The organism is Streptomyces cellostaticus (assembly GCF_001513965.1).
GTDB classification, from domain to species: Bacteria; Actinomycetota; Actinomycetes; order Streptomycetales; family Streptomycetaceae; genus Streptomyces; species Streptomyces cellostaticus.
The window spans coordinates 217405-231393 of sequence record NZ_KQ948023.1 but is presented as its reverse complement, the minus strand read 5'-3'; the positions used below and the strand labels follow the sequence as shown (position 1 = coordinate 231393).

Here is a 13989-nt window from a genome sequence, read left to right as displayed (position 1 = left end):
GAGCCCTTAGACTCCCTCGCGTGACACGCTGCGGGCAGGTTGGCAAGATGGCCCGAGCGGTCGGCAAGGTGCGGTAACAGGGAGGAAGCGTCTCGTGAGCAGCAGGCCATCCCGAGGCGCTGCTCGCCTCGCAGCCATACTCGACGCGCTGCCCGACGCGTTGGTCCTGGTCAACGCCAACGGAACCGTCGTCAACGCCAACACCATCGCCCTGGAGGCCTTCGAGGCGCCGGGGACGGCTCTCGTCGGGCGCGGGCTGCTCGATCTGCTGCCGCAGTTCGACTCCAAGCTGATCCCGGGGTCCATGCGGCGGCCCGACCACATGGATCCGCAGGGGCGGACCAAGCCGACGCGGATGATCGCGCGGCGGACGGACGGGACGGAGTTCCCGGTCGAGGTCACGAGCGCGAACCTGGAGAACGGGCAGCAGGCGTACGACGGTTACGGCTACACCGGCGACGAGCTGCTGATGCTCGTCGTCCGTGACCTGTCCGGGACCGTGGACACCGAGGCCGAGCTGGCCCGTTCCCAGCGGCAGACCGAGATGATCCTGCGAGCGGCCTCGGAAGGTGTCGTAGGCACCGACACCGACGGGCGGATCGTGCTCGTCAACCCCGCCGCCGCCCAGATACTGGGGTACCGGGCCGGTGAGCTGGGCGGCAAGGAGCTGCACACCCTCGTGCTGCACTCCCGCGCCGACGGCTCCCCCTTCCCGTACGAGGAGTCGCCGCTCGCCGACACCCTGCGCTCCGGGCGCAAGCACCGGGTGCGCGGGCAGGTGCTGTGGTCCAAGGGGGACGAGAAGGTCTCCGTCGACCTCACCACCGCGCCCGTGCGCGACGGCGACCAGCTCGTCGGCGCCGTCATGACCTTCAGCGACCGGCGGCCCTACGACACCGTCGTCGAGGAGAAGGCCGCGCTGGAGCAGGCGCACGCCGACGAGCTGGAACGGCTCTCCGAGGAGCACGCCTCCGACCTGACCTCGCTGCGCCAGCAGCACGTCAGCGAACTCGACGAGCTGCGCGAGCAGCTCCAGGAGGAGCTGGCGGACGGCGAGGAGCGCTACGCCTCGCTCGCCGAGCGGGAGAAGGACCGGTACGAGGCCCTCGCCGGGCGGCACGAGCAGCTGCTCACGCTGCTCGGCCGGTCGTTGCGCAGCCCCCTGGACGAGCTGCGGCGCGAGCTGGCCGCCCTGGCCGCGGACGACGCCGGTCAGCTGTGGCCCGAGGCCAACCAGGTGCTGCACCATCTGTCGGCCGGCTATGCCCGGATCACGACGCTCATCGACAACGTCCTCGGCTATCAGCTCCTCGACTCCGGCGGCGAAGACATCACCCGGACGAAGGTGATGCTCGACGCCGTCGTCGCCGCCGGTGTGGACGGGGCGGTCGAGCTGATCGGCCCTGGGCGCGTGCAGTTCGCCGTGCACGCGCCGCCCATCGAGGCCGAGGTCGACCCGCAGCGGCTCGCCACCGCGCTCGCGCATCTCGTGGCGGACGTGGCGGGCGTGGACGCCACCGGCAACGCGCCCGTCTCCGCGGGCGGTTACCTGGACAACACCGTCGTGGTCGCGGCCGCGCAGCGCGGTGAGGTCGCGCGGATCGAGGTGCGCGGGCCGTACGCCGGGGGAGACCCGGTCCACGAGCCGATCGTGCGCGGGATCGTCCGGGCGCACGGCGGTGTGCTGCAGACGCACGACGTGCCGGGCATGAGCGGCAGCGCGTACGTGCTCGAAGTGCCGCTCGGCGGCGGAGCCGGGGCGGTCGCCGACCGGGCGCCGGACACCGAGGACGCCTCCGCCGACGGCGCCGATCCTGCCGAGCAGGGCCCCGGCGGCGGGCGGCGGCGGGCCCGGCGGCCCTCCACGGACGCCTTCCTGGAGAGTGACGTTCCCGGCGAGTCCGGTGACGGTGAGGCGGAGGCGCCCGCGCCGACCGGCCGGCGCCGCAGGCGTGCCGCGGCCGCCGTCGAGGCGGCTCCGGTCCCGGACGAGAGCGCGGAGGACGCGTCCGGCGGGTCCGGGCGGCGGCGCGGACGGCCCGCCGAAGGCGACGCCGGTGACGGTGACGATGTAGCCGAGGGTGCCGTGGTGACCGCGGCCGAGCACGCCGCGGGGACCGCCGCCGCGGGCAACGGGCTCGGCGGCACCGTGCCGCCGCAGGGTGTCCCCGCGCCCGCGGGACGCCGCGCCCGGCACGGCTCCGGCGAGCCGCAGGCCGCCCTGCCGCCCGCGCTGCCCCCGGCCGGTACCGGGTCGGCACAGCCCGTTCCGGCCGAGGGTGCGCAGCCGACCGGACGGCGTCGGCGTGCACTGGCCGCCGCGGCGGAGCGTGCCGCGCAGCAGGAGGCGGGGGCCCGCACGGTCTTCGCCCTGCCCCCGGCCGAGGCCGACCGTTCGCCCGACTCCGCGGAAGCGGCGACGGGCGTGGGTGTGGACGTGGACGTGGAAATGGGGCCGGGCGCCACGGCTCCGGGCGGTACGGCTCCGGGTGCGCAAGGCCCTGGTCAGGTGCCCGTGCCCGTGCCCGGTCAGGCCGCCGTGCCTGTCGAGCGGGTTCCCGGTGACGAGGGTCAGCACGACGCCGTACCGCTGGACCAGGCCGAGGACCACACCCCGCCCCATCCGCACCCCACGAACGCACCGACCGGTCGCCGTCGACGGGCCGTGGCCCAGCCCGCGGACACGGCGCAGGGCGCGCAAGGCACACAGGGGGCGCAGACGGCTCCGGTACCGGCCGCTCCCGGACATCCTGGGCAGCCCGGCCAGGTTCCGCAGGCTGCGCAGGCCTCACCGGCACTGGCACCAGCACCGGTGGCCGCGCAGGCTCAGGTCCCGGGCCAGGTGGCCGTACCGGCGGGTCCGGCAGGCCGGCCCGGTGTCGCGGCTCAGGCCGTCCCCGGTCAGCAGGCAGCCGTGGCCAACGCCGCCGTGCCCGCGCAGGGCACCGCCGGTCAGGGCGTACCGGTACCGCCCGGCCGGCCTGTTCCGGCGCAGGCGGTTCCCGGACAGCCCGTGCCCACCGCGGCGGCGCAGACCACTCCTGCGGCCGGTACCCCGACGGCGGCGCAGCCCGCCCAGCCCACCCAGCCCGCCCAGCCGCTTCCGGCCGAGGAGACTCCCGGCCAGGTGCCGGCAGGGCAGGCCGTTCCTGTCCCAGCCGCCGGGACACCCGTGGCGACGGTCCCGCCGCAGTGGCCCGACGCCGACGGCACCTCCGGCGCCGGCGTCCCCGGCCCTCAGGCGGCCCCTGCGCCGCAGGCACCGCAGCCCGGTCCGGCCACTCCGGCCAACGGCACCCCGCTCCCCCCGGAGCACCCCGGTGTCCAGCCGCCGAGGGCGGCTCAGCCCCTGCCCGCCGAGGCCGCGGCCGACCCGAACTCCACTCAGGGGCGGGCCATAAGCGTGCGGACGCTCGGGCAGGGCGTGCCGTTCTCGCGGCAGGCCGCACAGGTGCAGCAGCCGACGGCGACCCCGCCCCCGCACTCGCCGGGCGGTTCCGGCCGCCGGCGCAAGCTGGGCACCCCGGCCGCGCGCCCGGAGCCGCAGTCGCAGCCGGAGCAGGCGGCCCTGCCGCATCCGCCGGCCGAACAGCCGCCCGCGCAGCCCTCGCTCGCGGGGCAGTCGCGGCTCGCCCCGGTCACCGAGGGCGCCGGACGCTCGTACGCCATAGGCGCCCCGGACGCGAACGCGGCCGAGGGACCCGAGCCGCTGGACGGTCCCGGCGGGGCCGTCGAGGTCGCGGACACCCCGCGGCCGCAGCCGCTGGACGACGAGCTGCCCCCGGAGCCGCTGGACAACCCGCGGCGGCTGCTGGTGTGGCCCGCGCCGGACGTGACGACCCAGCAGGCGCTGAGCGACCGCGGCTACCGGCCGGTGATCGTGCACTCCCGCGAGGAGGTCGACGCGCAGATCGCGGCGTTCCCCGCCGCGCTGTTCGTGGACCCGCTGACCGGGCCGATCACCCGTACCGCGCTCCAGTCGCTGCGCCAGGCGGCGGTCGCGGCCGAGGTGCCGGTGCTGGTCACGGCGGGGCTCGGGCAGGCGACGCGGGAGGCGGCGTACGGCGCCGATCCCGCCGTACTCCTGAAGGCGCTGGCGCCGCGCGACAGCGAGCAGCATCCGCCGCGGGTGCTGCTGATCGAGGAGCACGCGGAGATCGCGCTGGCGCTGACCGCGACACTGGAGCGGCGCGGGATGCAGGTGGCGCGGGCCGCCAGTGACGACGACGCGGTGACGCTGGCGGGCCAGCTGCGGCCGAACCTCGTGGTGATGGACCTGATGCAGGTGCACCGGCGGCAGGCCGGGTTCACCGGGATCATCGACTGGCTGCGGGCGAACGGGCAGCTCACGCGCACCCCGCTCGTCGTCTACACCGCCGCCGTCGATCAGGCCGACCTGCCGCGGCTGGCCTCGGGCGAGACGGTGCTGTTCCTCGCGGAGCGGTCCACCAGCGGCGAGGTGCAGAGCCGGATCGTGGACCTGCTCGCCCGGATCGGGACCAACTAGCAGGCGACCAGCCTGCGGGCCGCCTCCTTGATCGAGGCCCGCAGGCGGTCGCGGTCGGTGTCCTCGTCACCCGCGAGGATGCGCCGCATCTGCGGGACGACGGTGGACCAGTTGGTCAGCGCCACCAGCAGGATCAGCAGGTCGCCGGGCGGAAACGCGTCGGTGATGACGCCCCGGGCCTGACCGTCCGCGATCGCGGCGATCTTGCTGGCGTAGTGGTCCTGGCGGGCCGCCTCGTCGGGCAGCTCGGCGCTGCCGTAGGCGATGCCCTCCCAGTACAGGAGGCGCAGCAGTTCGGGGTGGGCGGCGTGGTAGTCGAGGAGGCGGTCGACCCAGCCGTCGATGTCGTCCGGGTCGACGGGGACGGCGGCGGCCAGGTCGACCATGCACCGGCCCAGGACCTGTGTGAACAGCTCCGCCTTGTTGCCGAAGTAGGCGTAGATCAGCTGCTTGTTGGCCTTGGCCTCGCTCGCGATGCGGTCGATGCGGGCGCCCGCGATGCCGTGCCGGGCGAACTCGGCGACCGCCGCGTCGAAGATGCGGGCCTTGGTGGCCTCGGGGTCCCTGACTGCTGCCATGCGGTCAGGGTACCGCCTTGTAACCAACTATTTGGTTGACAGGGAATTCGGCGGCGGTGCAGTCTGTTGGCACACCCAACCAACCAGTTAGTTGCAAGAGTCGGCCCCAAGGAGTGCTCCCGCTCATGCCGTCAGCGACCACCACCCACCAGACACCGGACGTCCGGGTCCCCGCCCGGGAGCCGGCCGCCGCCTCCGGCCGGTTCTTCCTCCTGCTCATAGCCGTCTGCACCGCCGTCACGGCCGCCAACATCTACCTCGCGGCCCCGCTGCTCCCGCTGATCGCCCACGACTTCGGCACCACCCCCTCGGCCGTGACCTGGATCGCCTCGGTCGCCCAGTTCGGCTACGCGGCCGGCCTGCTCTTCTTCGCCCCGCTCGGCGACCGCGTCAACCAGCGCCCGCTGGTCGCCCTGCTCTCCCTGGCCACGGCGGCCGCCCTGGGGCTCGGCGCGGCCGCGCCCGGCACCGCCGCCCTCGCCGCCGCCGTCTTCGTGGCCGCCGCGGCGACCGTCATCCCGCAGCTGCTGGTCCCGCTGGTCGCCGAGCGCGCCCCCGCCCACCAGCGCGCCCGCCATGTCGCGGCCGTCATCGCCGGTCTGTTCATGGGCATCGTCGCGGCCCGGGTCGTCGGCGGACTCGCCGGGCAGGCCTTCGGCTGGCGGTGGGTGTTCGCCGGGTCCGGCGTGCTGACCCTCATCCTCGGCCTGGCCACCGCCCGCGCCCTGCCCAGGGAGCACCGCCGCCGTACCGGTCCGCTGTTCGCCGGCCTGGCCGCGCTGCCCGGACTCGTCCGCCGCTCGCCGGACCTGTGGCGGGCGTGCGTCAGGCAGGCCGGGATGTTCGGCGCCTGGAGCGCCCTGTGGACCTCGCTGGCCCTGCTGCTGACCGGCCCGGCGTACGGCCTGTCCACCGCGACCGCCGGTCTGTTCGGGCTCTTCGGCCTCACGGCCAGCGCGGTGGCCCCGCTCGCGGGCGGGCTGGTCGACCGCTTCGGCGCGGCGAAGGTCGTACGGTCCGCGTATCTGCTCGCCGCCGTGTCCGTGCCGCTGTTCTGGCTCGGCGGGCAGGTGCTGATCGCACTGTTCGCGGCCGCCGTCGCCATCCACGCCGCCCTGGTCGCCTCCCACGTCGCCAACCAGACGCTGGCCCTGACCACCACCTCCGCCCCGGCCACCGCCAACACCGCCTATGTCGTGGCCGGCTTCACCGGCGGCGCCCTCGCCTCGACCCTGGCGGGCCTGGCCTTCAGTCACTGGGGCTGGAGCGGGGTCGCCGCGGTGGCGGGGGTGTGGCTGGTGCTGGGGTGGGTGACCACGGCGGTACGGCGATAGAGCCGCCGTGCCCGCCCCGGCACCCGCCCCCCGGCGGTCAAAGGCTGGTGTCAGAGGCCGGGGTCAGAGGCTGGTGACGTCCAGCTCCCCTTCCGCGTACTGCCTGCGCAGCACCTTCTTGTCGAACTTGCCCACGCTCGTCTTCGGCACCGACTCGACGACCGTCCAGCGCTCGGGGAGCTGCCACCTGGCGATGTGGCCCTCCTCGGCCAGGAAGGTGCGCAGAGTCTCGAAGTCGGTACGCGCGCCGTCCCTGAGGACGACCGTGGCCAGCGGGCGCTCACCCCACTTCTCGTCGGGTACGGCGACCACGGCGGCCTCGGCGACATCCGGGTGGGACATCAGCGCGTTCTCCAGCTCGACCGAGGAGATCCACTCGCCGCCGGACTTGATCACGTCCTTGGCGCGGTCGGTGAGGGTGAGGAAGCCGTCGGGGGAGATGGTGCCGACGTCGCCGGTCTTCAGCCAGCCGTCCTCGCTGAACTTGTCGGCGGGGCGCAGCGGTTCGGCGCCGGGGCCGTTGTAGTAGGCGCCCGCGATCCAGTTGCCGCGCACCTCCAGCTCGCCCGCCGACTCGCCGTCCCAGGGGAGGCGTTCGCCGCCGGGGCCGGTGAGACGGGCCTCGACGCCGGCCGGGAAGCGGCCCTGGGTGAGGCGGTAGGCGAACTCCTCCTCGGTGCCGACCGCGTGCGCCGGCGGGCGGGACACCGTGCCGAGCGGGGAGGTCTCCGTCATGCCCCAGGCGTGGCAGACCCGCATGCCGAGCTTGTCGAAGGCCTCCATCAGGGAGGGCGGGCAGGCCGAGCCGCCGATGGTGACCTGGGTGAGGGAGGAGACGTCCCGGGGGCGGGCGGTGAGTTCGGCGAGCAGGCCCTGCCAGATGGTGGGGACGGCGGCCGCGTGCGTCGGCTTCTCCCGCTCGATCATCTCGGCGAGCGGGGCGGGCTGCAGGAAGCGGTCGGGCATCAGCAGGTTGACGCCGGTCATGAAGGTGGCGTGCGGCAGGCCCCAGGCGTTGACGTGGAACTGGGGGACCACGACCAGCGAGGTGTCCTGGTCCGTCAGTCCCATCGACTGGGTCATGTTCACCTGCATGGAGTGCAGGTAGATGGAACGGTGGCTGTACACCACGCCCTTGGGGTCCCCGGTCGTGCCGGACGTGTAGCACATCGCGGCGGCCTGGCGTTCGTCGATCTCGGGCCAGTCGTAGGTGGTGGGCCGGCCGGCGATCAGCTCCTCGTACTCGTGCACCCGCGCGGTGGCGCCCGCGAGCGGGGAACGGTCGCCGGGGCCGGAGACGACGATGTGCTCCACCGTCGGCAGCCTGGGCAGCAGCGGGGCGAGCAGCGGGATCAGCGAACCGTTGACGATGATCACGCGGTCGGCGGCGTGGTTGACGATCCACACCAGCTGCTCGGCGGGCAGGCGCAGGTTGAGCGTGTGCAGCACCGCGCCCATGGACGGGATCGCGAAGTACGCCTCGACGTGCTCGGCGTTGTTCCACATCAGTGTGGCGACCCGGTCGTCGCCGCGGACGCCGAGTTCGTCCTTGAGGGCGTTGGCCAGCTGTACCGCGCGCGCTCCGGCCTCGGCGAAGCTGCGCCGCTGGGGATCGCCCTCCCCGGTCCAGGTGATGATCTGGGACCGGCCGTGGACCAGCACCCCGTGCACGAGGATACGGGTGACGGTCAGCGGTACGTCCTGCATGGTGCTCAGCACGGCGTCCTCCAGGGCGACATTGCCTACGCGGGAGTAGAGGTAGCGCCGATTCTGCTCACATACCGCGCGGTATGTCACTAGGGGGAGGAAAACTGGGGCCGTCAGACCCCACTGCCTCAAGGGCGCGGGGGCACCCCCAGCGGCTTTGCCGTCACTCTCCTCCGCCTGGCAGCTGCACGCTCCCCCACGCTCGGCTTCGCTCGAGCGGGGGACCCCAAGCGCGGGGGCACCCCCATGACCCCGCTCACCCGGCGCCGATCAGGCACCGTGCGTTTCCTCCGACCCTGATCGCCGGACCGGCCTCAGCGCACAAGCCCCAGCTCGGGATCCTCGCGCAGCTTGCCCAAGGCCCGCGAGACCGCCGACTTCACCGTGCCCACCGAGACCCCGAGCACCTCGGCCGTCTGGGCCTCGCTGAGGTCCTCGTAGTACCGGAGGACGACCATCGCCCGCTGCCGTGCGGGCAGCCTGGCGATCGCCCGCCACATGGCGTCGTGCAGCGCCTGCCGCTCGGCCGGGTCGCCCTCGCCGGGTACGGGCTCCGGCTCGGGCAGCTCGTCGCAGACGAACTCGTCCACTCTGCGCTTGCGCCACTGCGAGGTCCGGGTGTTCAGCAGCGCCCGGCGCACATAGCCGTCCAGCGCCCGGTGGTCCTCGATCCGCTCCCAGGCCACGTAGGTCTTGGTGAGTGCGGTCTGCAGCAGGTCCTCGGCATCGCTCGGGTTCGCGGTCAACGAGCGCGCGGTGCGCAGCAGGACCGGCTGGCGGGCCCGCACGTACGACGCGAACGAGGGGTACGAGTAGGTCTGCCGCGCTGGTGCGGCGGCGGCCGAGGCGCTGGTGCAGACGGGTGTGGTCATGGCTCCACGCTAGGAGCGCAGGGTGCTCCGGCGGATCGGCCCCAGGTCCCGAAGCCGGGTCCCCCTCAGGTTGTAGGGGTGGGGTGCTCTACACCTCCTGAAGGTGGAGTACGAGGTCACCGCTTCTACGGGTTCGCCCCTGAGAGCTCAGCCGTCGGCCGTCAGGACCAGCCCCGACGTCGGCACCCCGGTGCCGGCCGTCACCAGGGTCCGGGCCGCCCCCGGTATCTGGTTCACCGCCGTGCCCCGTATCTGGCGTACCGCTTCCGCCACCCCGTTCATCCCGTGCAGATACGCCTCCCCGAGCTGGCCCCCGTGGGTGTTCAGCGGCAGCCGCTCCCCGGCCACGAAGCCGGCCGCCTCCCCCTTTGCGCAGAACCCGAACTCCTCCAGCTGCATCAGCACGAACGGCGTGAAGTGGTCGTACAGGATCCCCACGTCGATGTCGGCCGGACCCAGCCCCGAGGTCCGCCACAGCTGGCGGGCCACCACGCCCATCTCCGGCAGGCCGGTCAGGTCGTCCCGGTAGAAGCTGGTCATCTGCTCCTGCGCCCGGCCGGCGCCCTGGGCGGCCGCCGCGATCACGGCGGGCGGCTGCGGCAGGTCCCGCGCCCGCTCGACCGACGTCACCACCAGGGCCTGGCCGCCGTCGGTCTCCTGGCAGCAGTCCAGCAGCCGGAGCGGCTCCACGATCCAGCGGGAAGCCGCGTGTTCGGCGAGGGTGAGGGGACGGCCGTGGAAGTAGGCCGCCGGGTTCGTCGCCGCGTACTTGCGGTCCACCACGGCCACGTGCCCGAACGCCTCGGGAGTCAGCCCGTAGGTGTGCAGGTACCGCTGGGCCGCCATCGCCACCCAGGAGGCGGGGGTGAGCAGCCCGAACGGCAGCGCCCAGCCGAGCGCCACGCCCTCCGCCGAGGGCTCCCGGTGCTGCACGCCCGCGCCGAATCTGCGGCCCGACCGCTCGTTGAAGGCCCGGTAGCAGACCACCACCTCCGCCACGCCCGTCGCCACCGCGAGCGCCGCCTGCTGCACGGTCGCACAGGCCGCCCCGCCGCCGTAGTGGATGCGGGAGAAGAAGGACAGCTCGCCCATCCCGCAGGCCTGGGCCACCGTGATCTCCGGGCTGGTGTCCATCGTGAACGTCACAAGACCGTCCACATCCCCGGGGGTCAGCCCCGCGTCCGCCAGCGCGGCCCCCACCGCCTCCACCGCCAGCCGCAGCTCACTGCGTCCGGAGTCCTTGGAGAACTCGGTGGCTCCGATGCCGACGACGGCGGCCCGGCCGCCGAGGGTGTCGGCCGCGCGCAGGCTCATGACGCGGCCTCCCGAGCGGGAAGGGTGACGGTCACCGTGCCCGTCACATGCCGGCCGATGCCGTTGGCCCCGACCACCCGCACCGTCGCCGTGTCGCCCTCGACCTCCTCGATCCTGCCCGTCAGCACCATCGTGTCCCCCGGATGGTTGGGCGCCCCCAGCCTGATGGCGACCTTGCGGAGGATCGCCGTCGGGCCGAAGTGGTCCGTGATGTACCTGCCGACCAGGCCGTTCGTCGTCAGGATGTTCATGAAGACATCGGGGGAGCCCTTCTGCCGGGCCAGCTCCGCGTCGTGGTGGACGTCCTGGTAGTCCCGGGAGGCGATCGCCCCGGCCACGATCAGCGTGCGGGTGACCGGGATCTCCAGCGGCGGCAGCTCGGTGCCCACCGCCGGCCTCTCGGCCCGCTCCTCACTCGCCATGCGCGATCAACTCCCCCAGTTCCTGGAGCACTTCGGCCCCGCATCCCAGATAGGCGTCCAGCTGCCGCCCCCACAGGAAGTGCCGGTGCACCGGATGGTCGAGGTCGGCTCCCGCCCCGCCATGCAGATGCTGGCCGGTGTGGACGACCCGCTGCCCCGCCTCGGAGGCCCACCAGGCGGCGGTCAGCGCATGCGTGGCGTACGGCAGCCCCGCGTCCCGCCACCAGGCGGCCTCGTACGCCGTCACCCGTATCGCCTCGGTGTCCATGTGGGCGTCGGCGGCCCGGAGCTGGACGGCCTGCCGGGTGGCGAGCGGCCGCCCGAACTGCTCCCTGGTGTTCGTGTGCGCCACCGCCCGCGCCAGCGCCCCGGCGCACACCCCGGCCTGGAGCCCGGCGAAGGCGGTGCGGGCCGTGGCGAGGACATCGGCGTAGGCGTCCGGACCGCCCAGGTGATCCGCCGGTGCCCCGTCGAGGGTGAGGCGGGCCGCCGACCAGGGGGCCGTCAGCTCCACCGGGGTGATCCCGGTGCCCTCGCCGAGCGGGGCCAGCCACAGCCGGCGGTCGGTGTCGGCGACCAGGACGTGGGTGGCATCCCGGAGCCAGGGGACGAGGGGGACGGTGCCGGTCAGCTCACCACGCACGCAGGCCCGTACGCCGCCTTGCGCCGGGAACGCCCCGGCCACCACCACCGAGCCGTCCTCGATGCCCGGCAGCAGCCGCTCCCGCTGCTCAGGGGTGCCGTGGGCGGTGACCGCCAGGAGGCCGTACACGCACGTCGCCGCATAGGGCACCTGGGCCGTCGTCCGCCCCTGTTCCTCCAGGAGCAGGACCAGCCCGAGCAGGCCCAGCTCCGCCACGGCGCCGACCAGGCCGGCCGCGCACAGGGCCTTGAACAGCTCGGGGTCGCTGCCGGTGCCGGCGGCCTTCAGCCGCTCGTGGGTGGTGAGGTCACCGAAGATCCGCGCGGCCAGGTCGCGGGCCTCGGCCTGGGCCTCGGTCGGCGTGAAGTCCATGTCATCCCTCCCCTTCGACGACCCGGAAGACCGTCAGGACCAGTGCGCCCTCCTCGTCCTCGTAGGTCCGGAACTCCACTCGGACCGGCAGGCCGATGCGCACCTTGTCGTACGGCACCCCGACCACATTGCTCACCATGCGCACGCCCTCGGCGAGTTCGATCAGGCCGACCGCGTAGGGGGGCTCGAAGGCCGGGAAGGGCGGGTGGTGCATCACCACGTGCGAGTAGACCGTGCCGGCGCCGCTCGCCTCGACCGTGTCCCAGTCCAGGCAGCCGCAGGCGTTGCAGCCCGGCAGCCAGGGGTGGCGCAGGGTGCCACAGCCCGTGCAGCGCTGGATGAGGAGCCGGTGTCCGGCCACGCCCTCCCAGAAGCCGGCGTTGTCCCGGTTGACCACCGGGCGGGGGCGCCGCTTCGGGGGTTTCCGGCGCGCCGGGGCGTACTTGAGGATCCGGAAGCGGTGGGTGCCCGCCGGCTCGCCGTCGACCCGTACGTCCATGCGGGTCGTGACGAAGTACCCCGTGCCCAGCTTGGTCGTCTTACGGTCGGAGACCGACTCGATCACCGCGTCGAAGGTGACCTCGTCGCCGGGGCGCAGGGGCCGAAGATACTCCTGCTCGCAGTCGGTGGCCACCACGGACGTACATCCCGACTCGTCCAGCAGGCCGAGGAGTTCGTCGTAGGCACCGGTGCGGCCCTCGTGGCCCAAGAGGCCGCCCATGGTCCACGCCTGGAGCATGGTGGGCGGGGCGATGGCATCGGGCCCGCGGTATGCCGGACTGGTGTCGCCCATCGCCTCGCACCAGTGCCGGATCATCGGCGCGTTCACCGGGTCCTTGCCCGCTCCGGTGACTGCGGCGGGCCGCCCCTCGTACGCCTTCAGCCGCACTCCCAGTCCGTCGTACTCCGTAAGCCGCGCGCCCACCTCGTCCACCTGCTCGCTCACCTCCGCCCCCTGGTCATCCCGAGCCGCATCGTCGCGACGATCTCCCGCTGCACCTCGCTCACCCCGCCCCCGAACGTGTTGATCTGCGCTGCCCTGTTCAGCCGCTCCAGCTCGCCGTCTCCGAAGACCCCCGGGGATCCGGTGCGGACCAGTCCCGCCTCTCCGGCGATCTCCTGACACATGCGATACGTCGCGACAGCCGATTCCGTTCCCGCGAACTTCACCCCGCTCGCCTCGCCGGGGGCCACCTGGCCCGCCCCCACGTCTGCCACCAAACGCCAGCTGAGCAGGCGGTTTGCCGCCAGCCGGGCGTGCGCCTCGGCCGCCCGAAAACGCACCCACGACTCGTCAATCCGGCGTCTTCCATTCACCGGATCGGGTGCACGGGCGGCGGTGAGCGCCGCCGCCAGGAAGTCCTCGGCCCGCATCCCGCTCGCGGCGAGGGCGACCCGTTCGTGGTTGAGCTGGCTGGTGATCAGCGACCAGCCGTCGTTCTCGGTACTGACCAGGTTCTCGGCGGGGACGCGGACGCCGTCGTAGTACGTGGCCGTGGTGGTCTGCCCGCCCACGGTCTCGATCGGCGTCCAGGAGAAGCCGGGGGCGTCGGTGGGGACGAGGAGGAGGGAGATGCCCCGGTGCTTGGGCGCCTCAGGGGCGGTGCGGCAGGCGAGCCAGATCCAGTCGGCGTGCTGGGCACCCGAGGTGAAGATCTTCTGCCCGTCGATCCGCCAGCCCTCCCCCTCCCGTACGGCCCGGGTCCGCAGCGAGGCGAGGTCGGTGCCGGCGCAGGGCTCGGTGTAGCCGATCGCGAAGACCAGGTCACCGGCGAGGATCCGGGGCAGGAAGCGGGCCTTCTGGCGCTCGCTGCCGTACCTCATCAGCGTGGGGCCGACCGTGTTGAGCGTGACCATGGAGACGGGGGCGCCGGCCCGGTGCGCCTCGTCGAAGAAGACGAACTGCTCGTCCGCGCCCCGACCCTGACCGCCGTACTCGACCGGCCAGCCGAGGCCCAGCCAGCCGTCCGCGCCGATGCGGCGCAGCAGGGCGCGGGCGTCGGCGACTTCGCCGCCCTCGGGCATCAAAGCCCCGAAATAGGTGCGGAGTTCGGCGCGCAGGCGCTGCTGCCGCTCGGTGGGGGCGAGGTGCACGGCGGGCCCTCCCGGCCTTGCGTACCTGACAGGACGGTTTCTGACTGTCCGTCAGATAGCGGTGGGTGTCAAGGTCGCCGATGCGGTACCCGTACACCGGAGACCGCCTGCGCGGCGCCATCGGCCCCTCTTCCCTTTTTCGAACA

At 73.6% G+C, this 13989-nt stretch carries 10 protein-coding genes; 2 read left to right on the top strand and 8 right to left on the bottom strand.

All coding sequences use genetic code 11. From position 1 onward, the window contains the following. The first annotated feature begins 94 nt into the window (after positions 1-94). On the top strand, positions 95-4507 hold the full coding sequence (locus AQI88_RS19455) for a hybrid sensor histidine kinase/response regulator (RefSeq protein ID WP_079057665.1): 4413 nt from the start codon (positions 95-97) through the stop codon (positions 4505-4507). Here AQI88_RS19455 and AQI88_RS19450 read toward each other — a convergent pair. Next, positions 4504-5085 carry a TetR/AcrR family transcriptional regulator gene (locus tag AQI88_RS19450; protein WP_067000647.1) on the bottom strand — a complete coding sequence of 194 codons (582 nt, stop codon included), beginning with the start codon at positions 5083-5085 and terminating at the stop codon, positions 4504-4506. The two genes, AQI88_RS19455 and AQI88_RS19450, sit on opposite strands and share 4 nt — an antisense overlap. 125 nt (positions 5086-5210) lie before the next feature. Here AQI88_RS19450 and AQI88_RS19445 point away from each other — a divergent pair, with 125 nt between their 5' ends. Continuing rightward, a complete protein-coding gene (locus AQI88_RS19445; protein ID WP_067000644.1) occupies positions 5211-6419 on the top strand; it encodes an MFS transporter in 1209 nt (402 codons plus the stop codon). Positions 6420-6482: 63 nt separating this feature from the next. On the opposite strand, the gene AQI88_RS19440 is transcribed toward AQI88_RS19445, so the two are convergent. The 7 genes from AQI88_RS19440 to AQI88_RS19410 form a co-directional block, all read right to left on the bottom strand. Then, positions 6483-8138, bottom strand: a complete 1656-nt coding sequence (locus AQI88_RS19440) for a long-chain fatty acid--CoA ligase (RefSeq protein WP_067000641.1) — start codon at positions 8136-8138, stop codon at positions 6483-6485. A gap of 302 nt (positions 8139-8440) precedes the next feature. Further along, positions 8441-8998, bottom strand: coding sequence for a SigE family RNA polymerase sigma factor (locus AQI88_RS19435; protein ID WP_067000639.1), 558 nt, complete (start codon positions 8996-8998; stop codon positions 8441-8443). Positions 8999-9145: 147 nt separating this feature from the next. Then, on the bottom strand, positions 9146-10312 hold the full coding sequence (locus AQI88_RS19430; protein ID WP_067000636.1) for a lipid-transfer protein: 1167 nt from the start codon (positions 10310-10312) through the stop codon (positions 9146-9148). Next, a complete protein-coding gene (locus AQI88_RS19425) occupies positions 10309-10734 on the bottom strand; it encodes a MaoC family dehydratase (RefSeq protein ID WP_067000633.1) in 426 nt (141 codons plus the stop codon). Before AQI88_RS19425 ends, AQI88_RS19430 begins: the two co-directional genes overlap by 4 nt. Beyond that, on the bottom strand, positions 10724-11749 hold the full coding sequence (locus AQI88_RS19420; protein WP_067000630.1) for an acyl-CoA dehydrogenase family protein: 1026 nt from the start codon (positions 11747-11749) through the stop codon (positions 10724-10726). Before AQI88_RS19420 ends, AQI88_RS19425 begins: the two co-directional genes overlap by 11 nt. A gap of 1 nt (position 11750) precedes the next feature. Beyond that, positions 11751-12695, bottom strand: coding sequence for a bifunctional MaoC family dehydratase N-terminal/OB-fold nucleic acid binding domain-containing protein (locus tag AQI88_RS19415; RefSeq protein WP_079057664.1), 945 nt, complete (start codon positions 12693-12695; stop codon positions 11751-11753). Then, a complete protein-coding gene (locus AQI88_RS19410) occupies positions 12692-13843 on the bottom strand; it encodes an acyl-CoA dehydrogenase family protein (RefSeq protein WP_067000627.1) in 1152 nt (383 codons plus the stop codon). The genes AQI88_RS19415 and AQI88_RS19410 overlap by 4 nt, the downstream gene beginning before the upstream one ends. Positions 13844-13989 lie beyond the last annotated feature (146 nt).

Bases quoted from the DNA above. Each gene is read 5' to 3' on its own strand.
- AQI88_RS19450 (WP_067000647.1), bottom strand. From the start codon at position 5,085: ATGGCAGCAGTCAGGGACCCCGAGGCCACCAAGGCCCGCATCTTCGAC.
- AQI88_RS19435 (WP_067000639.1), bottom strand. From the start codon at position 8,998: ATGACCACACCCGTCTGCACCAGCGCCTCGGCCGCCGCCGCACCAGCG.
- AQI88_RS19430 (WP_067000636.1), bottom strand. From the start codon at position 10,312: ATGAGCCTGCGCGCGGCCGACACCCTCGGCGGCCGGGCCGCCGTCGTC.
- AQI88_RS19445 (WP_067000644.1), top strand. From the start codon at position 5,211: ATGCCGTCAGCGACCACCACCCACCAGACACCGGACGTCCGGGTCCCC.
- AQI88_RS19425 (WP_067000633.1), bottom strand. From the start codon at position 10,734: ATGGCGAGTGAGGAGCGGGCCGAGAGGCCGGCGGTGGGCACCGAGCTG.
- AQI88_RS19420 (WP_067000630.1), bottom strand. From the start codon at position 11,749: ATGGACTTCACGCCGACCGAGGCCCAGGCCGAGGCCCGCGACCTGGCC.